At 50.2% G+C, this 26,730-nt stretch carries 26 protein-coding genes; 18 read left to right on the forward strand and 8 right to left on the reverse strand.

Features of this window, described 5'->3' with window-relative positions; genetic code table 11:
• Nucleotides 1-36: 36 nt before the first annotated feature.
• The 11 genes from accD (at nt 37) to hisP (ending at nt 11,176) form a co-directional block, all read left to right on the forward strand.
• On the forward strand, nt 37-957 hold the full coding sequence (accD, locus tag MNO13_RS06775) for an acetyl-CoA carboxylase, carboxyltransferase subunit beta (RefSeq protein WP_064544761.1): 921 nt from the start codon (nt 37-39) through the stop codon (nt 955-957).
• A gap of 66 nt (nt 958-1,023) precedes the next feature.
• Nucleotides 1,024-2,292 carry a bifunctional tetrahydrofolate synthase/dihydrofolate synthase gene (gene folC, locus MNO13_RS06780; RefSeq protein ID WP_241939675.1) on the forward strand — a complete coding sequence of 423 codons (1,269 nt, stop codon included), beginning with the start codon at nt 1,024-1,026 and terminating at the stop codon, nt 2,290-2,292.
• On the forward strand, nt 2,282-3,010 hold the full coding sequence (dedD, locus tag MNO13_RS06785) for a cell division protein DedD (RefSeq protein ID WP_121815179.1): 729 nt from the start codon (nt 2,282-2,284) through the stop codon (nt 3,008-3,010). Before folC ends, dedD begins: the two co-directional genes overlap by 11 nt.
• 268 nt (nt 3,011-3,278) lie before the next feature.
• Entirely contained in the window at nt 3,279-3,764 is a 486-nt protein-coding gene (gene cvpA / locus MNO13_RS06790; RefSeq protein WP_064544767.1) for a colicin V production protein, read from the forward strand.
• A 39-nt stretch (nt 3,765-3,803) separates the two neighbouring features.
• Nucleotides 3,804-5,321 (forward strand): amidophosphoribosyltransferase, encoded by a 1,518-nt coding sequence (gene purF, locus MNO13_RS06795; protein WP_064544769.1) that lies wholly within the window; start codon nt 3,804-3,806, stop codon nt 5,319-5,321.
• Between the two features lie 839 nt (nt 5,322-6,160).
• Nucleotides 6,161-6,730 (forward strand): UbiX family flavin prenyltransferase, encoded by a 570-nt coding sequence (locus tag MNO13_RS06800; RefSeq protein WP_064544771.1) that lies wholly within the window; start codon nt 6,161-6,163, stop codon nt 6,728-6,730.
• A 295-nt stretch (nt 6,731-7,025) separates the two neighbouring features.
• Complete coding sequence (gene argT / locus MNO13_RS06805) at nt 7,026-7,808, forward strand: lysine/arginine/ornithine ABC transporter substrate-binding protein ArgT (protein ID WP_241939676.1); 783 nt, start codon at nt 7,026-7,028, stop codon at nt 7,806-7,808.
• A gap of 327 nt (nt 7,809-8,135) precedes the next feature.
• Complete coding sequence (hisJ, locus tag MNO13_RS06810; RefSeq protein ID WP_064544775.1) at nt 8,136-8,918, forward strand: histidine ABC transporter substrate-binding protein HisJ; 783 nt, start codon at nt 8,136-8,138, stop codon at nt 8,916-8,918.
• 74 nt (nt 8,919-8,992) lie between these two features.
• Complete coding sequence (locus MNO13_RS06815) at nt 8,993-9,679, forward strand: histidine ABC transporter permease HisQ (RefSeq protein WP_064544777.1); 687 nt, start codon at nt 8,993-8,995, stop codon at nt 9,677-9,679.
• Nucleotides 9,676-10,392 carry an ABC transporter permease gene (locus MNO13_RS06820; protein WP_064544779.1) on the forward strand — a complete coding sequence of 239 codons (717 nt, stop codon included), beginning with the start codon at nt 9,676-9,678 and terminating at the stop codon, nt 10,390-10,392. The genes MNO13_RS06815 and MNO13_RS06820 overlap by 4 nt, the downstream gene beginning before the upstream one ends.
• A gap of 10 nt (nt 10,393-10,402) precedes the next feature.
• The gene (gene hisP, locus MNO13_RS06825; RefSeq protein WP_034497324.1) at nt 10,403-11,176 is read left to right on the forward strand and encodes a histidine ABC transporter ATP-binding protein HisP; all 774 of its coding nucleotides are present in this window, start codon (nt 10,403-10,405) and stop codon (nt 11,174-11,176) included.
• Nucleotides 11,177-11,254: 78 nt separating this feature from the next.
• Here the strand turns inward: hisP and MNO13_RS06830 are convergent, their stop codons facing one another.
• The 3 genes from MNO13_RS06830 to yfcG form a co-directional block, all read right to left on the reverse strand.
• On the reverse strand, nt 11,255-12,148 hold the full coding sequence (locus MNO13_RS06830; RefSeq protein ID WP_064544781.1) for a TIGR01777 family oxidoreductase: 894 nt from the start codon (nt 12,146-12,148) through the stop codon (nt 11,255-11,257).
• A 16-nt stretch (nt 12,149-12,164) separates the two neighbouring features.
• Complete coding sequence (gene folX / locus MNO13_RS06835) at nt 12,165-12,539, reverse strand: dihydroneopterin triphosphate 2'-epimerase (protein WP_064544783.1); 375 nt, start codon at nt 12,537-12,539, stop codon at nt 12,165-12,167.
• A gap of 91 nt (nt 12,540-12,630) precedes the next feature.
• Complete coding sequence (gene yfcG / locus MNO13_RS06840; RefSeq protein ID WP_241939677.1) at nt 12,631-13,260, reverse strand: GSH-dependent disulfide bond oxidoreductase; 630 nt, start codon at nt 13,258-13,260, stop codon at nt 12,631-12,633.
• A 150-nt stretch (nt 13,261-13,410) separates the two neighbouring features.
• Here yfcG and yfcF point away from each other — a divergent pair, with 150 nt between their 5' ends.
• The 3 genes from yfcF (at nt 13,411) to yfcD (ending at nt 15,326) form a co-directional block, all read left to right on the forward strand.
• Nucleotides 13,411-14,055 (forward strand): glutathione transferase, encoded by a 645-nt coding sequence (gene yfcF / locus MNO13_RS06845; RefSeq protein WP_064544787.1) that lies wholly within the window; start codon nt 13,411-13,413, stop codon nt 14,053-14,055.
• A 56-nt stretch (nt 14,056-14,111) separates the two neighbouring features.
• Nucleotides 14,112-14,663 (forward strand): phosphodiesterase, encoded by a 552-nt coding sequence (gene yfcE, locus MNO13_RS06850; RefSeq protein WP_064544790.1) that lies wholly within the window; start codon nt 14,112-14,114, stop codon nt 14,661-14,663.
• A gap of 117 nt (nt 14,664-14,780) precedes the next feature.
• Nucleotides 14,781-15,326 (forward strand): NUDIX hydrolase YfcD, encoded by a 546-nt coding sequence (yfcD, locus tag MNO13_RS06855; RefSeq protein ID WP_064544792.1) that lies wholly within the window; start codon nt 14,781-14,783, stop codon nt 15,324-15,326.
• A gap of 133 nt (nt 15,327-15,459) precedes the next feature.
• On the opposite strand, the gene MNO13_RS06860 is transcribed toward yfcD, so the two are convergent.
• The 3 genes from MNO13_RS06860 to ackA all read right to left on the reverse strand — a co-directional run bounded on the left by MNO13_RS06860 (nt 15,460) and on the right by ackA (nt 19,825).
• A complete protein-coding gene (locus MNO13_RS06860) occupies nt 15,460-15,849 on the reverse strand; it encodes a hypothetical protein (protein WP_241939678.1) in 390 nt (129 codons plus the stop codon).
• 497 nt (nt 15,850-16,346) lie between these two features.
• Nucleotides 16,347-18,488, reverse strand: coding sequence for a phosphate acetyltransferase (pta, locus tag MNO13_RS06865; RefSeq protein WP_064544798.1), 2,142 nt, complete (start codon nt 18,486-18,488; stop codon nt 16,347-16,349).
• Nucleotides 18,489-18,622: 134 nt separating this feature from the next.
• Nucleotides 18,623-19,825, reverse strand: coding sequence for an acetate kinase (gene ackA, locus MNO13_RS06870; protein ID WP_121815181.1), 1,203 nt, complete (start codon nt 19,823-19,825; stop codon nt 18,623-18,625).
• A gap of 337 nt (nt 19,826-20,162) precedes the next feature.
• On the opposite strand from ackA, the gene yfbV reads away from it, so the two are divergent.
• The 4 genes from yfbV (at nt 20,163) to MNO13_RS06890 (ending at nt 23,772) form a co-directional block, all read left to right on the forward strand.
• Nucleotides 20,163-20,618, forward strand: coding sequence for a terminus macrodomain insulation protein YfbV (gene yfbV / locus MNO13_RS06875; RefSeq protein WP_064544802.1), 456 nt, complete (start codon nt 20,163-20,165; stop codon nt 20,616-20,618).
• 72 nt (nt 20,619-20,690) lie between these two features.
• Nucleotides 20,691-21,185 carry a YfbU family protein gene (locus MNO13_RS06880; protein ID WP_064544804.1) on the forward strand — a complete coding sequence of 165 codons (495 nt, stop codon included), beginning with the start codon at nt 20,691-20,693 and terminating at the stop codon, nt 21,183-21,185.
• Nucleotides 21,178-21,858, forward strand: a complete 681-nt coding sequence (locus tag MNO13_RS06885) for a sugar phosphatase (protein ID WP_121815183.1) — start codon at nt 21,178-21,180, stop codon at nt 21,856-21,858. Before MNO13_RS06880 ends, MNO13_RS06885 begins: the two co-directional genes overlap by 8 nt.
• Nucleotides 21,859-21,939: 81 nt before the next feature.
• On the forward strand, nt 21,940-23,772 hold the full coding sequence (locus tag MNO13_RS06890; RefSeq protein ID WP_064544809.1) for an SLC13 family permease: 1,833 nt from the start codon (nt 21,940-21,942) through the stop codon (nt 23,770-23,772).
• A 570-nt stretch (nt 23,773-24,342) separates the two neighbouring features.
• On the opposite strand, the gene yfbR is transcribed toward MNO13_RS06890, so the two are convergent.
• Together yfbR and alaA are read right to left on the reverse strand one after the other, a co-directional pair.
• Nucleotides 24,343-24,942: a 5'-deoxynucleotidase gene (yfbR, locus tag MNO13_RS06895; protein WP_064544811.1), complete on the reverse strand. Its 600-nt coding sequence runs from the start codon at nt 24,940-24,942 to the stop codon at nt 24,343-24,345.
• Nucleotides 24,943-25,022: 80 nt separating this feature from the next.
• Nucleotides 25,023-26,237, reverse strand: coding sequence for an alanine transaminase AlaA (alaA, locus tag MNO13_RS06900; RefSeq protein WP_064544813.1), 1,215 nt, complete (start codon nt 26,235-26,237; stop codon nt 25,023-25,025).
• Nucleotides 26,238-26,730: the final 493 nt, after the last annotated feature.

A 26,730-nucleotide genomic window follows, 5' to 3' on the forward strand; every position in this document is an offset into this window, starting at 1 on the left:
ACTGGCATCGACCAGGTTCAAGCAGAAAGGTCATCAATGAGCTGGATTGAACGAATTCTCAATAAGAGCAACGTCACCCCTACCCGCAAGGCGAGTATCCCTGAAGGGGTGTGGACTAAATGCGACAGCTGTGGCCAGGTTTTGTACCGTGCCGAACTGGAACGCAATCTTGAAGTCTGCCCAAAATGCGATCACCACATGCGCATGTCTGCGCGCGATCGCCTGCACAGCCTGTTAGATGAAGGCTCGCTGTTTGAGTTGGGTAGTGAACTTGAGCCAAAAGATATCCTCAAGTTTAAAGACTCCAAAAAATATAAAGATCGTCTGGCATCAGCCCAGAAAGAAACTGGCGAGAAAGATGCGCTGGTGGTGATGAAAGGCACGCTCTATAACATGCCGGTTGTTGCTGTGGCGTTTGAGTTTGCCTTTATGGGCGGTTCTATGGGTTCTGTTGTGGGCGCGCGTTTTGTGCGTGCCGTTGAACAGGCTCTGGAAGATAATTGCCCGATGATTTGCTTCTCCGCATCTGGTGGTGCACGTATGCAGGAAGCGCTGATGTCGCTGATGCAAATGGCGAAAACCAGTGCCGCACTGGCAAAAATGCAAGAACGCGGTTTGCCGTATATTTCGGTTCTGACTGACCCAACGATGGGTGGTGTTTCTGCAAGCTTTGCGATGCTTGGCGATCTCAACATTGCTGAGCCAAAAGCGTTGATCGGCTTTGCAGGCCCACGCGTTATCGAACAGACCGTTCGTGAAAAACTGCCGCCGGGCTTCCAGCGCAGTGAGTTCCTGATTGAGAAAGGGGCGATCGACATGATCGTTCGCCGTCCGGAAATGCGTCTGAAACTGGCAAGCGTTCTGGCAAAACTGACAAATCAGCCTGCACCAAATCCTGATGCGCCGCGTGAACCGCTAGTGGTTCCGGCAGCACCGGAAGAAGGTCACGAGGCCTGATTGTTAATAAGGGCAGGCCGCACAGGTTCTGCCCTTTTTCTTGAACCGTAGCGTAGAGCGGGCATCATGGAAAAAACTCAAACACCTCAAGCCACGTCGCCCCTTGCCACGTGGCTTTGTTATCTGGAAAACCTCCATTCTAAAACCATCGAGCTTGGCCTTGAGCGCGTCAAAAAAGTGGCGGCTACGCTTGATGTCCTGAAACCTGCGCCAACGGTGTTTACGGTTGCCGGGACAAATGGCAAAGGCACAACTTGCCGTACCCTGGAAAAGGTGTTGATGGCGGCGGGTTACAGCGTTGGTGTGTACAGTTCACCGCATCTGGTGCGTTACACCGAGCGCGTACGCGTACAAAGCGAAGAGCTGGACGAGGCTTACCACACGGCGGCCTTTGCGCAGATTGAAGCGGCGCGTGGCGAGACATCACTGACCTATTTCGAATACAGCACCTTGTCGGCCCTGTTGCTGTTTAAGCAACTGGCGGTTGATGTTGTGATTCTTGAAGTGGGTCTGGGCGGGCGCCTGGATGCGACCAATATCGTCGATGCCGATGTCGCTGTCATCACCAGTATCGCGCTTGATCACACTGACTGGCTGGGGCCAGATCGCGAAAGCATCGGGCGTGAAAAAGCCGGGGTCTTCCGTGGTGGAAAACCTGCTGTCGTCGGTGAGCCGGATATGCCGCAGACCATCGCTGATGTGGCGGCTGAAAAAGGCGCTCATTTGCTGCGCCGTGGTGTGGACTGGTCTTACAGCGTTGAAGAGAATAGCTGGAGCTTCAAAGACGGGCAGGGCGAGTTGAGTGGGCTGCCGTTGCCACTGGTGCCGCAGCCAAATGCGGCAACGGCGCTGGCAGCATTGCGCGCAAGCGCGCTGAATGTTAGCGATGACGCTATCATTCAAGGAATTAAAGAGGCGACTCTACCAGGGCGATTCCAGGTCATTTCGCAAACGCCATTGGTTATTCTGGATGTGGCGCACAATCCCCATGCGGCGGCTTATCTTGCCGGGCGGCTGGCAGAGTTGCCGAAACGTGGCCGCGTGCTGGCGGTCATCGGAATGCTGCATGATAAAGACATCGCCGGGACGCTGGCATGTTTGTCCCCGCAAGTCGATAGCTGGTATTGTGCTCCATTAGAAGGGCCACGCGGTGCGAGTGCTGAACAACTGATTGAACATCTCGGTCAGGGTGAAGTCTACGACACAGTGGCTGAGGCCTGGTATGCTGCCATGAACGCAGCAACGGAAAATGATACCGTGCTGGTGTGTGGTTCATTTCATACAGTAGCCCACGTAATGGAAGCGCTGGACGCGGAGAAAGCAGGTGGCGAGTAAGTTTCAAAATCGATTAGTCGGAACCATCATTCTGGTCGCACTGGGGGTCATTATCCTGCCAGGGTTGCTTGATGGTCAGAAAAAGCATTATCAGGATGAGTTTGCAGCTATTCCTCTGGTTCCAAAACCAGGTGATACCGATGAGCCAGATATGCTACCCGCGGCGACTCAGGCACTCCCTTCACAACCACCGGAAGGTGCAGCTGAAGAAGTGCGTGCCGGTACGGCGGCAGCGCCAGGGCTGGATATCGCTTCGCTGCCTGGTGATAGCGGGGCGGGCATTGATGAAGTCCCTGTTTCCCGTGAACAGCCGAAACCGAAGCCCGTCGCTGAGAAACCAAAACCGAAGCCGGTAGAGAAACCGCAGAGCAAGGTCGAGGCTTCTCAAACGGAAGAGCGCCTGGCGATGATGAACGAAGAACCGCCAGTGCCAGAAAAGCCTGCGAAGCAAGAGACGACCGAACAAGCACCAACCGGGAAAGCTTACGTTGTGCAACTTGGTGCATTGAAGAATGCCGACAAAGTGAATGAAATTGTTGGTAAACTACGCGGCGCAGGGTTCCGTGTTTACACGTCACCATCAACACCGGTACAAGGAAAAGTCACCCGTATTCTGGTGGGGCCGGATGCCTCGAAAGACAAGCTTAAGTCTTCACTGGGCGAGCTGAATTCGCTTTCCGGGCTGAACGGTGTGGTGATGAATTATACGGCGAGATAGAAATTAGCCCGATTTGAGTTCAGGTCGCCCTCACCCCGACCCTCTCCCCCAGGAGAGGGGGAAAAGTGGCACTGATCTCATCCCCTCTCCCTCAGGGAGTGGGCCAGGGTGAGGGTTGTTTTAGGGCAAACTTTTAATGGCGTTGAGCATTTTTTCAACGCCATTATTTATTTACGCGAGGGAAGGAAATCCCTACGCAAACGTTTTCTTTTTCTGTTAGAATGCGCCCCGAACTGGACGTCAGGGCGATTTGTCGTGAGATTTGTTCATGGTCTGGATAGATTACGCCATCATTGGAGTCATCGGTTTTTCGGCTCTGATTAGTGTTATTCGTGGGTTTGTGCGTGAAGCGTTGTCGCTGGTGACATGGGGTTGTGCTTTCTTTGTTGCCAGTCATTACTACACTTACCTGTCAGTCTGGTTCACTGGCTTTGAAGACGAACTGGTACGTAATGGAATAGCTATCGCGATACTGTTTATCGCGACACTCATCGTCGGTGCGATAGTCAATTATGTGATTAGCGCACTGGTTGAGAAAACCGGCCTGTCGGGTACAGACAGGGTGTTGGGGATCTGTTTCGGTGCGTTACGTGGAGCGCTGATCGTCGCCGCCATTCTGTTCTTTCTTGATACGTTTACTGGTTTTTCTAAGAGTGACGACTGGCAAAAGTCGCAGCTTATCCCGCAATTCAGTTTCATCATCAGATGGTTCTTTGACTATCTGCAAAGCTCGTCAAGTTTCTTGCCCCGGTAATCGTATCGGGGGGTTGTGGCTTAATGAGGAAAAGACAACATGTGCGGTATTGTCGGTATCGCCGGTTTTATGCCGGTCAACCAGTCGATTTATGACGCGTTAACGGTGCTTCAGCATCGTGGGCAGGATGCCGCAGGCATCGTCACCATTGATGCTTTAAACTGTTTTCGTCTGCGTAAAGCTAATGGTCTGGTGAGCGATGTATTTGGTGCCATTCACATGCAGCGCTTGCAGGGAAATATGGGCATCGGCCATGTGCGTTACCCGACAGCGGGTAGCTCAAGCGCTTCAGAAGCTCAGCCATTCTATGTGAACTCCCCGTACGGCATTACTCTTGCACACAACGGTAATCTGACGAACGCGCACGAACTGCGCCAAAAGCTGTTCGAAGAAAAGCGTCGTCATATTAACACCACCTCTGATTCCGAAATCCTGCTCAATATTTTCGCCAGCGAGCTGGATAACTTCCGCAACTATCCGCTGGAAGCCGACAACATTTTTGCTGCCATTGCTGCGACTAACCGCCAAATCCGCGGCGCATATGCGTGTGTGGCAATGATTATCGGCCACGGCATGGTGGCTTTCCGTGATCCGAACGGTATTCGTCCGTTGGTGATGGGCAAGCGTGATTTGGGTGATGGCCGTACCGAATACATGGTGGCCTCTGAAAGCGTGGCGCTTGATACACTGGGCTTTGAGTTCCTGCGTGATATCGCACCGGGCGAGGCGGTTTACATCACTGAGAAAGGGCAGTTGTTCACCCGCCAGTGTGCCGACAACCCAACCAGCAACCCTTGCCTGTTCGAATACGTTTACTTCGCGCGTCCGGACTCGTTCATCGACAAGATTTCCGTTTACAGCGCTCGCGTTGAAATGGGTAAAAAACTCGGTGAGAAAATTGCCCGTGAGTGGGAAGATTTGGACATCGACGTGGTTATCCCGATTCCAGAAACTTCCTGCGACATCGCGCTGGAAATCGCCCGTATTCTCGACAAGCCATATCGTCAGGGCTTCGTGAAGAACCGCTACGTTGGCCGTACCTTTATCATGCCTGGCCAGCAACTGCGTCGTAAATCTGTGCGTCGTAAACTCAACGCCAACCGCGCTGAATTCCGCGATAAAAACGTGCTGCTGGTGGATGATTCCATCGTGCGCGGTACCACTTCCGAGCAGATTATCGAGATGGCACGTGAAGCGGGTGCGAAGAAAGTTTACCTGGCTTCTGCGGCACCTGAGATTCGCTTCCCGAACGTGTATGGCATCGATATGCCAAGCGCCAACGAACTGATTGCTCATGGTCGTGAAGTGGATGAAATTCGTCAGCTAATCGGTGCAGACGGTTTGATTTTCCAGGATCTGGACGATCTGATTGAAGCGGTTCGCATTGAGAATCCGGACATCACTCAGTTTGAGTGCTCGGTATTCAATGGTATCTACGTCACCAAAGATGTTGATCACGAATACCTTGAGTATCTTGAGTCACTGCGTAATGACGATTCGAAAGCGATCCAGCGTCAGAACGAAGTGGAAAACTTAGAGATGCATAACGAGGGTTAACACCATCCTCACCCTAACCCTCTTCTTGAAGGCTGTCTCTTATACACAACTCGCCCTGGTAATTTTATCAGGGTGAGATCTTTAAGCCTCGCTGATTTTCCGTTCACCCGTGCGTTCAGTTATCTCTTTAATTCCAGAAAATGGTGATCGAATCAAGGGGTTAACGCCAACCCCTTGATAATCCAGGCGCCCGGCAAATCAATCGCCGCTTTGCGGTAAACACCGTTTTTCATCCAACATTTGGGGTCGTTCGCGATTCGTTTATTCGGCACATCCCTGTGCCGAACCACTTCGTGGCCAACGCAAGCGTTGTTCAAAAATGTTCCTGACATTTTTAGTCCGACGATCGCTCTCTCACGTGGTTCCCGACCACGTGACCCCGACTGAAGGGTAAAAAACGGTGCGACTGAAGCCGGGAACAAGGTCAAAACCGGCTCGGTGTAGCCTTTGGGTTTTGACGTTGACCTTGGGTTCCGGCTTAAATCGCCTCCATTTTGACTCCTGGTGGCAGGGTCCAGCCGTCGGGAACGGCTGGAGGGCGCGATCGTCGGGAACGAATCGCAACCGACCCTGACACGGAGGCAAAATGGAGGTTTACCGCTTGCGGCGATTGATTTGCCGGGAGTCCGGGTTCTTAGGGTGGCGACGGTGACCACCCTAAGACGTTCACCAGTTCAGTGGCTATATAAAACACTGAACACCGGGTGAACGGAACTGTCTCCCGACTCACGCAGATGTGACTAAGAGACAGCCTTGAAGGAGAGGGTGACCACTGCTTGCATCCCGCCCCATCTTGCGGCAAAGTCAGCCCAGATAAACTCCTCGGGCGAACGTAAATTATGAAACGGTTAATTGTTGGGATTTCAGGTGCCAGTGGCGCGACTTATGGTGTGCGACTGCTTCAGGTGCTGCAACAATTGCCGGATGTCGAAACTCATCTCATCCTCAGCAATGCCGCTCGCCAGACACTCGCGCTGGAAACCGATATTTCCTTAAGAGAAGTTCAGGCATTTGCTGATGTAGTTCACGACTCGCGTGATATCGCCGCCAGCCTCTCCTCAGGCTCTTTTAAGACCCACGGCATGGTCATATTGCCCTGCTCAATCAAAACCCTTTCTGGCATCGTTCATAGCTATACAGATGGCCTGCTGACACGAGCCGCCGATGTGGTGCTGAAAGAACGTCGTCCGTTGGTGCTTTGCGTACGTGAAACCCCGCTGCACCTTGGCCATTTGCGCTTGATGACCCAGGCGGCTGAAATGGGCGCGGTGATTATGCCGCCGATGCCGGCGTTCTATCATCGCCCGCAGAGCGTGCAGGATATCATCGACCAGACAGTGAATCGGGTCATCGATCAGTTTGATATTGAGCTTCCGCAAGATCTGTTCACACGCTGGAGTGGGGCCTAAACACTGTCCCAGTGTGGTGCATCACAAAACCCTTCGCCTCAAAATGGGGCGATTTTGTAACCTCGATCACTTCCAGAACATTTATCCGCTATTTTCCTCCGTTAATGCTTTTTCCTCATACCAGACCTGCTATCTTTCAATCTCGTGACAGGGTTGTAACTTTTATTTAACACGCTAGTGCGCACTTTCTTTCACGCAAGAAAAAGTGGCATGAGAACTGCAACTCTGCTTCGCAACACAAAACAAATACAACACGACATTACACATAATAAGACCAGTTACTTGAGGGTACCGTATGAAAAAGCAAGTTCTTGCTCTGTCTTTACTGCTAGGCCTGAGTGCCACCGCCAGCGTTTTCGCAGCCATTCCACAGAGTCTTCGTCTTGGTACGGACACGACATACGCGCCGTTTTCTTCTAAAGACGCGAAAGGGGATTTTGTTGGTTTCGATATTGATCTCGGCAATGAGCTCTGTAAGCGCATTAATACTAAATGTACGTGGGTTGCCAGTGACTTTGATGCGCTGATTCCATCGCTTAAAGCGAAGAAAATCGACGGTATCATCTCCTCACTTTCCATCACCGAAAAGCGCCAGAAAGAAATCGCCTTCTCAGACAAACTTTATGCTGCTGACTCCCGCCTGATTGCCGTTAAAGGCTCCCCAGTTCAACCGACTCTTGATTCCCTCAAAGGCAAGCACATCGGTGTGTTGCAAGGCTCTACGCAAGAAGCGTATGCCAACGCTGAATGGCGTAGCAAAGGTATCGATGTGGTGCCTTATGCTAACCAGGATCTGATTTATTCTGACCTTGCAGCGGGTCGTCTGGATGCTGCTTTCCAGGATGAAACCGCGGCGAGCGAAGGCTTCCTGAAACTGCCTGCCGGTAGCGGTTATGCGTTTGCTGGCCCAGCGGTGAAAAACAAACAGTACTTTGGTAATGGCACCGGTATTGGCTTGCGCAAAGAGGACACTGAGCTGAAAGCGGCCTTTGATAAAGCACTGGCTGAAATGCGTAAAGACGGCACTTACGACAAATTTGCGAAGAAGTACTTCGATTTTAATGTTTACGGTGAATAACGTTATCCCGTAGTCTGTAGCCCGGTTATGATTCTTCATGGCCGGGCTGAATAGAATTGCAAACTAGCGCTGAATTGTTTGCACTGATTTAGTGCAAATTTTTTCGGGTGCACCAGAATGGCAATTTCCTTGCATCCTGTTGGTGCAGTGTCTTTTTTGAGTGAAAGTGCCGGAGTAGCATGGCGAGCTTACACCCAGGAAAAACACTATATTAAGATGCATAAATTGGCATAGAACATGCAATTTTATACGGTTAAAAAGCCATCGCACATAAAATTTACCCGAGCATCTTGAAGGGCGACGGGTGCAGTCTATTCGAGGATAATTATGAACAAGCAGATCATTGCTCTTTCTTTAGTACTGGCATTTTCCAGTGTATCCACAGCTTTCGCCGCAATTCCTAAGAATTTACGTATCGGCACTGACCCAACTTATGCTCCGTTTGAGTCGAAAAATGCTCAAGGGGAATTGATCGGTTTTGACATCGATCTGGCAAAAGAACTTTGTAAACGCATCGAAACCAACTGCACCTTCGTGGAAAATCCACTGGATGCGCTGATCCCTTCGTTGAAAGCGAAAAAAATCGACGCGATTATGTCGTCACTTTCCATCACTGAAAAACGCCAACAAGAAATTGCCTTCACCGACAAACTGTACGCGGCAGATTCGCGTTTAGTGGTCGCTAAAGGTTCGCCAATTCAGCCAACGCTTGAGTCGCTGAAAGGTAAGCGTGTTGGTGTGCTGCAAGGCACCACGCAAGAAACCTTTGGTAACGAGCACTGGGCACCTAAAGGCATTGAAATTGTCTCTTATCAGGGTCAGGACTCTATTTACGCCGACTTAACCGCTGGCCGTATTGATGCGGCATTCCAGGATGAAGTGGCCGCCAGCGAAGGTTTCCTGAAACAACCTGTTGGTGCCAATTACCAGTTTGGTGGCCCATCAATTAAAGACGAAAAGCTGTTCGGCGTGGGTACCGGTATGGGTCTGCGTAAAGACGATACCGAGTTACGCCAGGCGCTGAACAAAGCGTTTGCAGAAATGCGCAAAGATGGAACTTACGAGAAGTTAGCGAAGAAATACTTCGACTTCGATGTTTACGGTGGTTAACAGTCACCAGTGGTTCAACCTGCCCGTAAAGGGCAGGTTAGGTTTGTGCAAACACTGACGACAGGATACGCACCATGCTGTACGGTTTTTCAGAAGTCATTTTTAAAGGGGCGATCGTCACGCTGGAACTGGCGTTAAGCTCCGTTATCCTCGCCGTTATTATTGGCCTGGCGGGAGCTGGTGCTAAGTTATCCAAAAATCGCCCGTTAGCCATGCTGTTTGAAGGATATACCACCTTGATTCGTGGTGTTCCTGATCTGGTGCTGATGCTGCTGATTTTCTACGGCCTGCAAATGGCACTCAATGTGTTAACCGACTGGCTGGGCGCGTCTCAGTTTGATATCGACCCGATGGTGGCTGGTATCATTACACTCGGTTTTATCTACGGAGCCTATTTTACCGAAACCTTCCGTGGCGCTTTTATGGCGGTACCGAAAGGCCATATCGAAGCGGCAACCGCTTTTGGCTTCACCGGTTCGCAAACTTTCCGCCGTATTCTCTTCCCAGCCATGATGCGTTATGCGCTTCCGGGCATCGGTAATAACTGGCAGGTCATTTTAAAGTCCACTGCGCTGGTGTCGTTACTAGGCCTGGAAGATGTGGTTAAAGCTACTCAACTGGCCGGGAAAAGCACCTGGCAGCCGTTCTACTTTGCGATTGTCGCTGGGCTTATCTACCTGTTCTTTACCACGGTATCGAACGGTGTGCTGCTCTGGCTTGAACGCCGTTACTCGGTTGGCGTGAAGAGGGCTGATCTATGATCGAAATTATTCAGGAGTACTGGAAAGCGCTGCTGTGGACAGACGGTTATCGCCTCACCGGTGTGGCTATCACGCTGTGGCTGCTGATTTCTTCGGTCGTGATGGGCGGGATTCTGGCGCTGTTCCTGGCAATTGGCCGTGTCTCAAGCAATAAGTTTATCGCGTTCCCTATCTGGCTGTTTACCTACATTTTCCGTGGCACACCGCTGTATGTGCAGTTGCTGGTGTTCTACTCCGGGATGTACACGCTGGAAGTAGTAAAAGGCACGGTGTTGCTCAATGAGTTTTTCCGCAGCGGCCTGAACTGTACGGTGCTGGCGCTGACGCTAAATACCTGTGCCTACACTACAGAAATCTTTGCCGGGGCGATTCGCTCTGTGCCGCACGGTGAAATTGAAGCGGCTCGTGCTTATGGTTTCTCGCCATTCAAATTGTATCGTTGCATTATTTTGCCATCGGCGCTGCGTATCGCGCTGCCTGCGTACAGCAACGAAGTGATTTTGATGCTGCATTCTACGGCGCTGGCATTTACCGCTACAGTGCCTGATTTGCTGAAGATCGCCCGCGATATCAACTCCGCAACCTACCAGCCGTTTACGGCCTTCGGGATTGCTGCGGTGCTGTACCTGTGTATTTCCTATGTGCTGATTAGATTGTTCCGCAAGGCTGAGCAACGCTGGTTGCAGCATGTTAAACCAAGCTCAACACATTGAGTGTGCAATGATGACTGATAAAAAATTAAGCGTTACCGACCTTCATAAGCGCTATGGGCAACATGAAGTGCTGAAAGGGGTTTCTTTACAAGCCAACGCTGGCGATGTCATAAGCATCATTGGCTCATCGGGTTCCGGTAAAAGTACCTTTTTACGCTGCATTAACTTCCTCGAAAAACCGAGTGAAGGGACGATTGTCGTCAATAACCAGAACATAAACCTGGTGCGCGATACTGATGGGCAACTGAAAGTTGCCGATAAAAACCAGCTCCGTTTGCTGCGCACACGCCTGACGATGGTGTTCCAGCATTTCAACTTGTGGAGCCATATGACGGTGCTGGAAAACGTCATGGAAGCGCCGATTCAGGTGCTTGGCCTGAGCAAGCAAGAAGCGAAAGAACGTGCGGTTAAGTATCTGGCGAAAGTCGGCATTGACGAGCGCCAGCAGGTGAAGTATCCGGTGCATCTGTCCGGCGGCCAGCAACAACGTGTTTCTATTGCCCGTGCGCTGGCGATGGAACCGGAAGTGTTGCTGTTCGATGAACCGACTTCCGCGCTCGACCCTGAGCTGGTAGGCGAAGTATTGCGTATCATGCAGAAACTGGCCGAAGAGGGGAAAACCATGGTGGTGGTCACGCATGAGATGGACTTTGCGCGCCACGTTTCAAACCATGTAATTTTCCTGCATCAGGGCTTAATCGAAGAAGAAGGGACGCCAGAAGAGTTGTTTGGTAACCCGAAAAGTGCGCGTTTGCAGCAGTTCTTGTCGGGATCGCTGAAATAATTCCCCCTCACCCTCTCCCCAGGGAGAGGGTGCTCGCTTTCCCCTTCTCCTGGGGAGAAGGTTGGATGAGGGCGTTTCCTACCGCACCACATCCCCAAGCGCTTCCTCAAGGTCATACCAACGAAAACCAAACCCGGACTCCTCAAGCCGCTTTGGCAATGCGCGTTGCCCGCCTAACACCAATACCGAAGATTCACCCATCATCATTCTTACCGCAGTTGCCGGTGCTCGCATAAACGCCGGGCGATTGAGTACGTGGCCGAGTGCATGAGAAAATTGTTCATTGCGAACCGGGTAGGGCGAAACCATGTTGAAAGGCCCGCGTAGATCGTTATCCAGCAACCACAGAATGCCGTTGACCATATCGTCGATATGAATCCATGCCAGATATTGCCGCCCATCGCCCATCGGCCCGCCCAGGCCTAAGCGGAAAATCGGCAGTAGTTTCGCCAGAATCCCGCCTTTTGGAGCCAGAACCACGCCGGTACGCAGCAGGCAGACACGTGTGTGCTCGCTCTGCGCGCCACAGGCGATTTGTTCCCAGCGGGCGCAGAGTTTATGGGTAAATTCATTGTGCGGCGGCTCATCTTCGTTGACGACCACTTCGCCGAGATCGCCGTAATAGCCTGCGGCTGAGCCGGAGATAAATACTGACGGCGGCGTTTGACTGGTTTTAAACATCTCGACCAGACGTTCGGTGATTTGCCAGCGGCTGTTACACAACCGTTGTTTTTGCGCTTCGGTCCAGCGTTTGTCAGCAATAGGTTCGCCCGCCAGATTGATGACGGCATCAAAGCCATCAAGACTGGAGTTCTCACTTAACCCTTTCCAAAGCATGACTTTTTGATCAAAAAGTACGCGGGCTTTCTCAGGGTTTCGAGTGACGACGGTGACATCGTGCCCTAATTCCAGCAAGCGCGGCACCAAATGGCGGCCAATCAATCCGGTTCCGCCGGTAATCAGTATCTGCATGGTCGTCTCCAGCTTATTACGCCTGGCGACGCCAACTCATCGTCATGGATACCGAGTCGGCATAACGCAGCGCGTGAAGTTTATCGATTTCCACTTCAGCATAAGACACCCACGGATGGTCGCATGCGATATCGAGCACATCCTGAGTTAATTTTTCTAACAATGAGAAGCGATGATTTTCAACCAACTGGATGATTTGTTTGGTAATGGTGCGGTAGTTCAGCGCATCGTTGATGTCTTCGCTGGCACGCGCTTTATCTGCCGGATAATGAATCGCGACGTTAACGACAATATCCTGGCGATTGGCAATTTCTTCTTCTTTGATGCCAATGAAAGTGCGCAGGCGTAAATTTTTAATTCGAATAATCGCGTCTGGTTGTGGGGATGACATTGCAGGTTGCCTCCATGTAGTAATTTCCGACCTAGACTATACCCAAAATGCATGAGGAAAAAAATTGCGCGCCTTGTCGGGCGCGCAGGGTTTAGTTTTGTTGCGCTTTCTCATAGGCGCGTTCGGTTGCCGGGCGTGAGCGGATTCTCTCAAACCAGTTTTGAACAGCAGGGAAGTGCGCCAGGTTTATGCGTTGGCGCTCATGGGAAACCGTCCACGGGTAAGTCGCAATATCGGCGATGCTGTACTCATCGCCGCCAAGCCACGGGGTTTTCTCCAGTTGCTTATTGAGAACGCCATATAAGCGTTGAGTTTCCACCTGGTAACGCTCAATGGCGTAGGGGACAGGCTGGGGGGCGAAATGATTAAAGTGGTGGTTCTGGCCGAGCATTGGGCCAAAACCACCGACTTGCCAGAACAGCCATTGCAGGGTGTGGGCGCGCTCACGCAAATCTTTACTCAATAGCTCGTTGGTCTTTTCGGCCAGATAAAGCAGGATTTCGCCTGACTCAAACAGGCTCAATGGGCCGCCACCATCGCTAGGATTCCTGTCGATAATTGCCGGAATTTTATTGTTCGGGGAAATCGCCAAAAAGGCAGGCTGAAACTGATCTCCTTTGCCAATATCAATACGATGAATGGTGTACTCCAGACCTGCCTCTTCCAGAAACAGCGTGATTTTGTGGCCGTTTGGTGTGGGTGCGTAGTAAAGGTCGATCATCTCATTACCATCCTGACATCAGTTTTCTTATAAACCTATGGAGTATAGACTTTTTGAAAAAACTGCTCTGTAGATGAGTTTTGCTCAAGTGACAGGCGTGATTTTCCGCTATATGTTCAATAGCCTGGGTAACTAAATCATGGGGATATTATGAGTCAGCCGACAATAACGCTTTGGTCCGATAGCAACTACTTTAGCCCGTATGTCATGTCTGTTTATGTTGCCTTGAGAGAGAAAGGTCTAAACTTCACGTTGCAAACTATCGACCTGAATAGCGGCCAAAATCTGCAACCTGGCTGGAAAGGGTATGACCTGACTCGCCGTGTCCCTGTCATTGCGGTCGATGATTTTGTACTGAGTGAGTCTTCGGCCATTACTGAATATCTCGAAGAACGTTTTGCTCCACCGACATGGGAGCGCATTTATCCACACGATCTGGAAAAACGTGCCAGGGCCCGCCAAATTCAGGCCTGGATCCGTAGCGATTTAATGCCGATTCGCGAAGAGCGTTCTACCGACGTTGTTTTCGCAGGAGTGAAGAAGCCACCATTAACAGAGCGTGGGCAGGGTGCGGCACAAAAACTTCTGGCTACCGTCGAGGGATTATTGCCCATCGGCCAGCAAAATTTGTTTGGTGAATGGTCAATTGCCGACCTGGATCTGGCATTGATGCTGAACCGTTTGATCTTAAATGGTGATGAAGTGCCTGAGCGCTTAGAAGAATACGCAACATTCCAATGGCAGCGGGCTTCGGTTCAGCGTTTTCTGGCACTTTCCGCAAAGCATTCTGGCTGATTCGTCCCATAATTCGTTATGATAAATTTGCTTATCATTAACAGGAATGTGGTTTTATGAAGCTAATGTTTGCCTCGGATATTCATGGTTCGCTACCCGCGACAGAACAAGTGTTGATGCACTTTGAACGTAGCGGTGCTAAATGGCTGATATTACTCGGTGACGTGTTGAATCACGGGCCGCGTAATGCCTTACCGGCGGGCTATAATCCAGGTGCTGTTGCTGAGAGATTTAACAGCATTGCGGATAAAATTATTGCGGTACGCGGGAACTGTGACAGCGAAGTCGATCAGATGCTGCTACATTTTCCGATTACCGCCCCCTGGCAACAGATTTTAATGGCTGACCAGCGTTTATTTGTGACGCATGGTCATTTATATAATCCTGACAAACTGCCGCCGCTGGCAGAAAATGACGTGCTGGTTTTTGGCCACACTCATTTACCATTGGCTGAAAAACAAGACACGGTTTATCTATTCAATCCAGGTTCGGTAAGTATCCCAAAAGGTGGGTTCGAAGCGAGTTACGGCATGCTAAACGATGGTGTTCTGAGCGTTCACGCACTGAATAACGATGGGGTTATTGCACAGGTGGAGATTACCCCGTAACTTACCTTAAAAATTAGACCCGTTAGCATTCGAGTTGCAGCCAACACCCCTGCAGCTTGAAGGATGACGGGTATAACCATTACGCGCCATAAGAGCGCCCTGAATAAGGTTTCCCCGATGGTGGAACAGAGTCATTTTGTTGGCACGGAATGGGTAGACATTGTCAATGAAGACAATGAAGTCATTGCGCAATCAAGCCGTGAGCAAATGCGCGCACAGCGTTTACGTCATCGCGCGACCTATATCGTTGTGCATGATGGTATGGGTAAAATTTTGGTGCAGCGACGCACCGAAACTAAAGATTTTATGCCTGGTATGCTGGATGCCACTGCAGGTGGGGTGGTTCAGGCCGACGAGCAATTACTGGACTCTGCTCGCCGCGAGGCTGAAGAAGAACTGGGTATTGCGGGTGTGCCGTTTGCCGAGCATGGTCAGTTTTACTTTGAAGATGCCAATTGCCGCGTATGGGGAAGCCTGTTTAGCTGCGTTTCGCATGGCCCGTTCGCGTTGCAGGAAGAAGAAGTCAGCGAAGTGTGCTGGATGTCGCCAGAAGAGATTACTGCTCGCTGTGACGACTTCACGCCAGACTCTTTAAAAGCACTGGCATTATGGATGACCCGCAACGCTAAGAATGAATCTCAGCACACCGCTGCTGCGGAATAATTCATTTCTGATATTGTTTTCTGCGAGACCTGCCCCGGAAGTTAATTCCGGGGTGAGTGGAGAAAAATACACATTACGTTAATGGTACGAATGTTTTTTTACTTATTACCTCTTCCCCGTATTTACAATAACACTACAGTGCTCCGCTCGAATTAATAACTTCTTTAATTCTTCTGATTGCCACATGCACGTTTTTTGTCGAGTAACTAAAATAGTCCAGATGGATTATCTTTTTCTTATCAAACCCTCTGCGGGCAAACATAAATTTCAAACCTGGAATGACGACGATAATATCGAAGCCCTGAAGCTCGATTTCTTTTGCGTCAGCATAGGTCGTGTCTGACTCGACTAGCCATGGCAGACCAAGGCTTTCAACCTGTTTACGTAATGAATATATGTATTCATTGTGGTCGACGATAAAATGAGATAACGCGTTGCCTTGCATCATGATAGGGTTAAAACATATTGAAAAACTGGGTGTGCAAACAACACATATTTTCGTCATTCGGTTGCTGTTTTCCATATGGTTCTATTCCTGGTTTATTAGTCTGTGAACATCCAGAGGGTAAATTTTATGATGTTTTTGATTGTGTAAAAAACACCTATTATAAAAAACAGGGCAATAAACGTTAGTTTTGGATTCTCAACGCCTGGCGTAAAGGAGTACCAACCTGAAAATGTTAAGCTCGAAATGACATAGGTCAAATATAACAATAAAATATTGTCGTTGTATTTTTTCCGCATAGTCACAATGTCCTTTTGTCATAAATAGTGATGGGTAAGAATTGGTGATTAGCAATGAGTGGCACTTTGCTTTAAAAGCCTGAAATTTCTTTTTTGTGCAAAAAGTGCTATTACAATATCCATACTATAAAAGTGTATTAGTAGAATTAATATGTAATTTTTTGTAAATTTGCGCGAGATGAAACGAATGGACAGTCGTTGTATGTGATGTGCAGTGGGGAAGAACCAATAAAAAAGGCCGCATATCAATGCGGCCTTTTTGCTTCTCTTAAAGACTTAGTCTTGTTGAGAAGACTGAATCGCCGTCAGAGCGATGGTGTAAACGATATCGTCTACCAGTGCGCCACGAGACAGGTCGTTGACTGGTTTACGCATACCTTGCAGCATTGGCCCGATGGAGATCAGGTCTGCTGAGCGCTGTACCGCTTTATAGGTGGTGTTACCGGTGTTCAGGTCTGGGAAGATGAACACGGTAGCGCGACCCGCAACCGGTGAGTTTGGCGCTTTGGACTTAGCAACGTCAGCCATCACTGCGGCGTCGTACTGCAACGGACCATCGATAACCAGGTCAGGACGTTTTTCTTGAGCAATACGTGTAGCTTCACGTACTTTTTCAACATCGCTACCTGCACCAGAAGTCCCGGTGGAGTAGGACAGCATTGCAACGCGTGGGTCGATACCGAATGCAGCAGCGGAATCCGCAGACTGAATGGCGATTTCTGCCAGTTGCTCAGCAGTTGGATCCGGGTTGATCGCGCAGTCGCCGTAAACGTAAACCTGTTCTGGCAGCAGCATGAAGAACACAGAAGAAACCAAAGAGCTACCTGGTGCAGTTTTGATCAGCTGCAACGGTGGACGAATGGTGTTCGCGGTGGTGTGAACAGCACCGGAAACCAGACCGTCAACTTCGTCTTGCTCAAGCATCAACGTACCCAGCACTACGTTGTCTTCCAGTTGCTCACGCGCAACGGCTTCGGTCATGCCTTTGCTCTTACGCAGCTCAACCAGACGTGCAACGTAGCTTTCGCGAACCACTTCAGGGTCAACGATTTCGATGCCTGCACTCAACTCAACGCCTTGTGCTGCTGCAACACGGGTGATTTCATCCGGGTTACCCAACAGTACGCAAGTTGCGATACCACGTTCAGCACAGATAGATGCCGCTTTCACGGTACGTGGCTCTTCGCCTTCCGGCAGCACAACACGTTTACCGGCTTTACGCGCCAGTTCAGTCAGCTGGTAGCGGAACGCTGGAGGAGACAGACGACGGCTGCGCTCTGAAGTTGCAGTCAGAGACTCGATCCAGTCTGCATCGATGTGGCTTGCCACATATTCCTGCACTTTCTCGATACGCTGATGGTCATCAGTTGGGACTTCCAGGTTGAAGCTTTGCAGGCTCAGGGAAGTCTGCCAGGTGTTGGTATCAACCATGAACAGCGGCAGGCCAGTGGCAAATGCACGCTCACACAGTTTGGTGACGCGTGGGTCCATTTCGTAGCCACCAGTCAGCAGAACTGCACCGATGTCTACACCGTTCATGGCGGCCAGGCACGCGGCAACCAGCACGTCTGGACGGTCTGCAGAAGTGACCAGCAGAGAACCCGGACGGAAGTGTTCCAGCATGTGCGGGATGCTGCGCGCGCAGAAGGTTACAGACTTCACGCGACGAGTTTTGATGTCGCCTTCGTTGATGATGGTTGCGTTCAGGTGACGCGCCATATCGATTGCACGTGTGGCAATCAGATCGAAGCTCCACGGCACACAACCCAGAACTGGCAGCGGGCTGTCAGCAAACAGGGATTTAGGATCGATATTAGCGATGCTCGCTTTTGTGGAGTCATCAAAAATTTCGGACAGATCGGGACGGGTACGACCCTGCTCATCAACTGGGGCATTCAGTTTGTTAATGATAACGCCAGTGATGTTGGTGTTCTTGCTGCCACCGAAGCTGCTACGAGCCAGTTCGATACGCTCTTTCATCTGCTCTGGGGAGTTGTTACCCAGGGACATGACGAAGACGATTTCAGCGTTCAGTGTTTTTGCGATTTCGTAGTTCAGAGACTGCGCAAACTGATGTTTACGAGTCGGAACCAGACCTTCAACCAGAACCACTTCAGCGTCTTTGCTGCTGGTGTGGAAGTTGGCGATGATCTCTTCCATCAGCACGTCTTGTTGGTTGCTGGACAACAGCGACTCAACGTGGTTCATGTGCAGCGGTTCAGCAGTAGGGATGCTGGAGTTTGCACGCACGATGCTGGTGGTTTGATCTGGAGTATCGTCACCGGTACGCGGTTGGGCGATAGGTTTGAAAACGCTAAGGCGAACGCCTTTTTGTTCCATAGCACGGATAACACCAAGGCTGACGCTGGTCAGGCCGACGCTGGTTCCGGTAGGGATCAACATAATAGTACGGGACACGGTATAACCTCTTTGTCTTTACCCTTCATACTTCAAGTTGCAGGGGTGTTGGCTGCAACTCGAATTATTTTGGGTATAGCCCTTTTCAGGGTTCAGAAAACAACACCGCCAGCGAAGGCTGGCGGTAAGGAGAATCAAGCGGTCAGGCGAGATGCATCCTGAGCGATAACCAGTTCTTCGTTGGTCGGAATGACCATCGCAGGAACGGTACCCTCTTTGTTGATGTAGCCTGATTTGCCGAAACGAGCAGCCAGGTTGCGTTCGTGGTCAACTTCAAAGCCCAGAACGCCCAGTTTGCCCAGAGACAGTTCACGTACCATTGCTGCGTTTTCACCAATACCACCAGTGAACACAACGCCGTCCAGACGACCTTCCATCAGCGCAGTGTAAGAGCCGATGTATTTCGCCAGGCGATGGCAGAACACGTCCATTGCACGTTTAGCATCTTCTTTAGTGGTGTAGTTATCTTCAACATAACGGCAGTCGCTGGTGACTTCAGTCAGACCCAACAGGCCAGATTCTTTAGTCAGCATTTTGTTGATGTCATCAACGCTCATGCCCAGGGAGTCATGCAGGTGGAAGATAATCGCAGGATCTATGTCACCAGAACGAGTACCCATTACCAGGCCTTCCAGTGGAGTCAGACCCATAGAGGTGTCAACACACTGGCCGTTACGGATAGCAGAAACAGAACCGCCGTTGCCCAGGTGGCAAGTGATGATGTTCACTTCTTCCACTGGCTTGTTCAGCATTTTTGCGGCTTCTTGAGTCACATAGAAGTGGCTGGTGCCGTGTGCGCCGTAGCGACGAACGCCGTGCTCTTTGTACAGTTTGTACGGCAGAGCATAGAGGTAAGATTCTTCTGGCATGGTCTGATGGAACGCGGTGTCAAACACAGCAACGTTTTTATCAGCCAGTTTAGGGAAGGATTTCAGTGCTTCTGCGATACCGATCAGGTGCGCCGGGTTATGCAGTGGTGCAAAAGAAGCAGTATCTTTGATACCCTGAATCACGGTCTCGTCGATAACAACGGAGCTGGTGTACTTCTCGCCGCCGTGAACAACACGGTGACCGATAGCAGTCAGCTGCTCGGACAATTCAGGTTTTTGTGCCAAAATGGTATTAACCATAAAGTTCAGAGCTTCGCTGTGAGCGGCGCCTGCGCCCAAAGCCGCTTCTTGTTTACCGCCATCCATTTTCCACTTGATACGTGCTTCAGGAAGATGGAAACATTCGGCTAAACCAGAGAGGTACTCATCACCGTTTAACGCATCAATAATTGCGAATTTCAGTGAAGAGCTACCGCAGTTCAGAACCAGTACTAGCTTACTCGACATGGAAGTACCTACTTTTATACGTGGCTAAAAAAACGTCAGTGAGTCTCTCAGCGTAGCGCATGATGAGCCTGACATTTATGATTAACGTCATGCCAGAAGCGTTTTTTTTGGCATGGCGAATAAATACTCTAATGTTTACGCCATCTTGCACGTTTATTCGGCGATGGCTAACAGAGCAAAAATTTGACAACCTGCGGTTTCCCTTCTATGGCCGTCAAAGGCCGGCACAGGATACCTGATTGCGATGGCTAAAGACAAAAGTTTTTGAACCATGTAATTTAGAGTTGTTAAGTTGCACAAAAATTTTATTTTTTATATGTGAAGTTGAGGTAAAGCCATGTCAACACCCCAAAATAGCCATGTAAGTTGGTTTAGTCTGTTCAGCCGTGGACAACACTATTCAAAGACCTGGCCTGTTGATAAACGCCTCGCGCCTATCTTTGTAGAAAACCGTGTGATCCGCGCCACGCGTTTTGCCATCCGCTTTATGCCTCCACTCGCTGTGTTTACGCTGACCTGGCAAATTGCCCTTGGCGGCCAACTTGGCCCCGCCGTTGCCACCGCTTTATTCGCCTGTAGTCTGCCGATGCAGGGGTTATGGTGGTTAGGTAAACGTTCCGTGACGCCACTTCCGCCATCCATTTTGAGCTGGTTCTACGAAGTCCGTGGCAAATTGCAGGAAGCAGGGCAGGCGCTGGCGCCAATCGAAGGCAAGCCAGACTACCAGGCGCTGGCAGAAGTTTTGAAACGTGCGTTCAAGCAGTTGGATAAAACTTTTCTGGATGATTTGTAAAGTCCCTGCCGTTACGCATATAAAGAAGGATATTTTTTCGCAGGATTAATCCTGCGCAACAGGAGCTAAGAAATGGAAATGACTAACGCCCAGCGTCTGATTTTATCTAATCAGTACAAAATGATGACCATGCTCGACCCGGACAACGCCGAGCGTTATCGTCGCCTGCAAACGATCATCGAGCGCGGTTACGGCCTACAAATGCGCGAACTGGATCGGGAGTTCGGTGAGCTGACGGAAGAAACCTGCCGCACAGTTATCGATATCATGGAGATGTATCACGCTCTGCATGTCTCCTGGACTAACCTGAAAGACAACCAGGAAATCGACGAGCGTCGTGTGACTTTCCTTGGTTTTGATGCAGCAACTGAAGCGCGTTTCCTGGGCTATGTTCGCTTTATGGTGAACATTGAAGGCCGTTATGCTCATTTTGATGCGGGCACTCATGGCTTCAATGCGCAGACCCCAATGTGGGAAAAATATCAGCGTATGTTGAAAGTCTGGCAGTCTTGCCCACGTCAGTACCATTTAAGTGCGAACGAGATCGCGCAAATTATTAATGCCTGAGGGGAGAAGCGTAGTGAAGTGCAAAGGTTTCTTGTTTGATTTGGATGGGACGCTGGTTGATTCTCTGCCAGCCGTCGAACGAGCCTGGATTAACTGGGCAAAGCGCTTCGATATTTCGCCACAGGAAGTTTTAGGTTTCATTCATGGTAAACAGGCGATCACTTCGTTACGTCACTTTATGGCGGGCGCGCCTGAAGAAGAGATTCAGCAGGAGTTTTTGCGTCTTGAAAAAATCGAGTCTGAAGACACCGACGGCATTGTGGCGCTGCCTGGTGCCGTTGAGCTGCTGGCTCATTTGAACGAAGCGGGCATTCCGTGGGCTATCGTGACTTCGGGTTCATACCCGGTAGCGTCTGCTCGTCGTGCTGCGGGTGGTTTACCTAAGCCCGAAGTGCTGGTCACCGCTGAACGTGTTGCTCGTGGGAAGCCAGAGCCTGATGCCTACTTGCTCGGTGCGCAACTGCTTGGCCTCGAGCCAGAAGAGTGCGTAGTGGTTGAAGACGCGCCAGCTGGCGTGTTGTCGGGTTTAGCCGCGGGCTGCCATGTGATAGCCGTTAATGCTCCAGTAGATACGCCACGCCTTGAGCATGTCGATTATGTGTTGCATTCACTGACTGAGCTTCTGGTTCAAAAGTTGTCTGATGGCACCGTCGAAGTGTTTAGAAAACACTGAACACATGATTTAGCCCTGCGATAGCGGGGCTTTTTTATGGCAAAATTTTATCCCCCTGAGACAACTACATAAGGAATTGTTTTGAACTCAGAACTGGTTTGGGTTTTATCACTCTTAGCGATTGCAGTGGTGATGTTCGCCACTGGTAAAGTACGTATGGATGCGGTCGCATTACTGGTTATCATCGCTTTTGTCCTTAGCGGGACACTCACTCTTAGCGAAGCCTTCTCGGGCTTTAGCGACCCCAACGTTATTCTGATTGCTGCGTTATTTATTATTGGCGATGGCCTGGTGCGCACCGGCGTTGCCACCAAAATGGGCTCCTGGCTGGTGGATGTGGCGGGCAGCAGTGAAACCAAAATGCTGGTTTTGCTGATGCTAACCGTTGCCGGACTGGGCGCATTTATGAGCTCGACGGGTGTGGTGGCGATCTTTATCCCCGTAGTACTCAGCGTTTCAATGCGCATGAAAATTTCACCGTCGCGCTTAATGATGCCCCTGAGTTTTGCGGGGCTGATAAGCGGCATGATGACGCTGGTCGCGACTCCGCCAAACCTGGTGGTGAACAGCGAACTGTTGCGCGAAGGTTTGCAGGGCTTTCAATTCTTTAGTGTTACGCCAATCGGTCTGGTTATTTTGCTGTTGGGCATCGGCTACATGCTTATCGCACGCTTTGCGTTAAACGGGCAGAAAAAAGACGACGGCAAACAACACTGGCGACGCCGCACGTTTCGCGATCTGATTAAAGATTATCGGCTAACCGGACGCGCGCGTCGTCTGGCGATTCGCCCTGGCTCACCGATGGTTGGTCGCCGTCTTGATGATTTAAAGCTGCGTGAGCGCTATGGCGCAAACGTGATTGGCCTTGAGCGTTGGCGCAAATTCCGCAAGGTTATCGTTAATGTTACGGGCGTCACCGAATTCCGCGCTCGCGACGTTTTGCTAATCGATATGTCGGCTTCTGAAGTCGATCTGCGTGAGTTTTGTAGCGAGCAAATGCTGGAGCCGATGATACTGCGCGGCGAGTATTTCTCGGACCAGGCGCTGGATGTTGGCATGGCGGAAGTGTCGCTTATCCCGGAATCAGAATTAATTGGGCAAACGCTGCGCGAAATAGGTTTCCGTACACGCTACGGATTGAACGTTGTCGGGTTGCGTCGCAATGGCGCAGCGCTGGAAGGTCTGCTGGTAGATGAAGCTTTGCAATTGGGCGATATTTTGCTGGTGGTCGGTGACTGGAAACTGATTAGCCAGCTGCAACTAAAAGGCCGAGATTTTCTGGTACTCAATTTGCCAGTGGAAGAGGGGGAGGCATCACCTGCTCACAGCCAGGCTCCCCACGCGATTTTCTGCCTGGCGCTGATGGTTGCCCTGATGCTGACTGACGAAATCCCTAATACCATTGCGGCGATTATCGCTTGTTTGTTGATGGGCAAATTCCGCTGCATCGACATGGAAAGTGCTTATAAAGCGGTGCATTGGCCAAGCATTATCTTGATTGTCGGGATGATGCCGTTTGCACTTGCGCTGCAAAAAACCGGTGGCGTGGATTTGATAGTTAACGGGCTGATGCAGATGGGTGGGGGTTATGGCCCATACCTGATGTTGGTTTGCCTGTTCGTTATGTGCGCCGCGATTGGTCTGTTTATCTCGAACACGGCAACGGCGGTTCTGATGGCACCGATTGCGTTAGCGGCGGCAAAAACGATGGGCGTCTCGCCTTATCCATTTGCGATGATTGTGGCGCTTGCAGCCTCTGCGGCATTTATGACACCTGTTTCTTCACCGGTGAATACTCTGGTCCTGGGGCCGGGGAACTATAAGTTCAGTGATTTTGTGAAGATGGGCGTGCCATTTACCGTCATCGTGATGGTGGTGAGTGTGGTGATGGTGCCGATGCTGTTTCCATTCTAAAACAACCCTCACCCCGACCCTCTCCCTGAGGGCTGTCTCTTAGTCACTTCTGCGTGAGTCGGGAGACAGTTCCGTTCACCCGATGTTCAGTGTTTCACATAGCCACTGAACCGGTGAACGTCTTAGGGTGACCACCGTCGTCACCCTAAGAACCCGGACTCCCGGCAAATAAATCGCCGCAAGCGGTAAACCTCCATTTTGCCTCCGTGTCAGGGTCGGTTGCGATTCGTTCCCTACGATCGCGCCCTCCAGTCGTTCCCGACGACTGGACCCTGCCACCTGGAGTCAAAATGGAGGCGATTTAAGCCGGACCAGAAATTCAAGGTCAAAGTCAAAGGCCCGAGCGGTTTTGACCTTGTTCCCGGCTTCCATCGCACCGTTTTCGGGAATTAAAGAGATAACTGAACACACGGGTGAACGGAAAACCTGCGAGGCTAACAGATCTTACCCTGACAAAATTGCCAGAGTGAGTTGTGTATAAGAGACAGCCCTGAGGGAGAGGGGGAACACCAATCCGGACAATTCCCTCTCCTGGGGGAGAGGGTTAGGGTGAGGGCGCAATATCCAGAGTTAAAGCGGCGAATCCTGGCTAATCTCATCGAGCGAAAGCTGGAAACTTGGCACAAACACATTCATGAAGTAATCCATCTCTTCGCTGTGGCGATCCGCCAGCGTTTTTTCGAGTCGGCTTTTTGCCAGCAAGAATTCATTGTTACCCGCAGAGAGTTCTTCGAGGCATTTCAGATACGCACATAGCGCATCAGCCTGTTTGACGATGGCGCGATCTTCTTCGCTGCTCTGATGTTCATCAATTAGCGGTGCCCAAATATCGCGTAACTCTTCTGGCACCATATCGATCAATTTCTGCTGCGCAATTTTCTCGATAGCTTTGTATTCGTGGGCTATTTGCGTGTTGAAATATTTCACCGGAGTCGGCAGGTCACCGGTCAGCACTTCACTGGCGTCGTGATACATCGCTAAGAGTGCGACATGCTCAGCGTTAACCTGCCCGTTAAATTTTCGGTTCTTGATCACGGCTAAGGCATGAGCAACCATCGCGACTTGTAGACTATGCTCCGAAACATTTTCGGTACGCACATTGCGCATCAGTGGCCAACGATTGATTAATTTCAGACGTGAAAGGTGGGCAAAGAAATGGCTCTGGCTCATGGGTACACTCGGGGTCTACTGCAAAGAAAACCATTGTGCGGGGAGTCGGGGGAAGATGCAAACATCTCCCCCCGTGGGTATTACTGGTGGTAATGACCGAGGAAGCGACCAAACTTATTGATAGCCATATCCAGCTCATCAACGCGCGGTAAAGTCACGATACGCACATGATCAGGCCACGGCCAGTTAAACGCTGTTCCTTGAACTAACAGCACTTTTTCTTGCAACAAGAAATCCAGCACCATTTTTTGGTCGTCATGGATATTAAAGCGCTTAGCGTCAATTTTAGGGAACATATACAGCGCACCGCGTGGTTTCACGCATGACACCCCGGGAATATCGTTTAGCAATTCCCATGCCCGGTTACGTTGTTCATACAGACGCCCACCCGGTGCAATAAATTCGCTGATGCTTTGATAACCGCCAAGTGCGGTTTGAATGGAATGCTGTGCCGGAACGTTGGCACACAGGCGCATTGACGCCAGCATCTCCAGCCCTTCAATATAACCTTTCGCGTGTTTCTTCGGCCCATTCAGAACCATCCAGCCCTGGCGGAAACCGGCAACACGGTAAGTTTTCGACAAACCATTAAAGGTAATTGTCAGCAGATCTGGCGCGAGTGCTGCAATTGAATGGTGCTGGGCTTCGTCGTACAGAATCTTGTCGTAAATTTCATCCGCAAAAATAATCAAATTATGCTGGCGGGCGATTTCAACAATTTCCAGCAGCAGTTCTTTGGAATAGACCGCACCGGTAGGGTTGTTCGGGTTAATAATCACAATACCGCGGGTACGAGGTGTGATTTTAGAACGAATATCATCAAGGTCCGGGAACCAGTCGGACGACTCATCACATAAATAGTGAACAGCTTTGCCACTCGATAGTGAAACTGCGGCGGTCCATAAAGGATAATCAGGCGCAGGGACCAGCATCTCATCACCGCTGTTAAGCAATGCCTGCATAGATTGAACAATAAGTTCAGATACACCGTTACCGATGTAGATGTCTTCAACCGTCACATCCCGCATTTCACGTGCCTGATAATGCTGCATGATGGCTTTACGTGCGGAGTAGAGTCCTTTCGAGTCGCAATACCCTTGCGCTGTAGGCAGGTTACGAATCACATCGACAAGGATCTCATCAGGGGCATCAAAGCCGAATGGCGCTGGGTTGCCAATATTCAGTTTGAGGACTTTGTTTCCTTCTTCTTCGAGGCGTTTCGCCTCTTTGAGAACCGGGCCACGGATGTCGTAACAGACGTTATCAAGTTTGCTGGATTTTTCGATTGGGGACATGAACCTGACCTTAAATGTTAGCGCCACTTCCTGCCGTGGAAGCGACCAGGGAACAATGTACTCCTGCGCCGCACAGATTTGAAGGTTATCGAAGCGCCAAATAGTAATAAATCTTCAATTTTGAGAGTGGTAGTAAATTGCTGTTGAATAGTGATTTTGCAGGATTATATGTTGATGATCATATCAATATTGACCGAAAATATAGGTTATTGAGTTGCTTGCCATGGTAGTCACTGCGTTAATGCATAGAGTGCAGTCAGTCATGCTGACCGAAATGCGAATTATATTGAGTAATAGTTAAGGAAAATTGAATATTCATGCTTATGGTTAAATGAAGTGCATTAGTGCGAGTTAATAATATGTATATAAAAATAACCGAGTATGTGATTAATATAAACAAGGAATATAGTTAAATTGCTTCTCTTTTAGCTTGTAGAATTTTGGACATTTCTGCGAATAAGCTACTGATGAATGAATTAAAAAAGAGAATGAG

It is taken from the genome of Buttiauxella ferragutiae (genome assembly GCF_022637515.1).
Taxonomy (GTDB): domain Bacteria; phylum Pseudomonadota; class Gammaproteobacteria; order Enterobacterales; family Enterobacteriaceae; genus Buttiauxella; species Buttiauxella ferragutiae.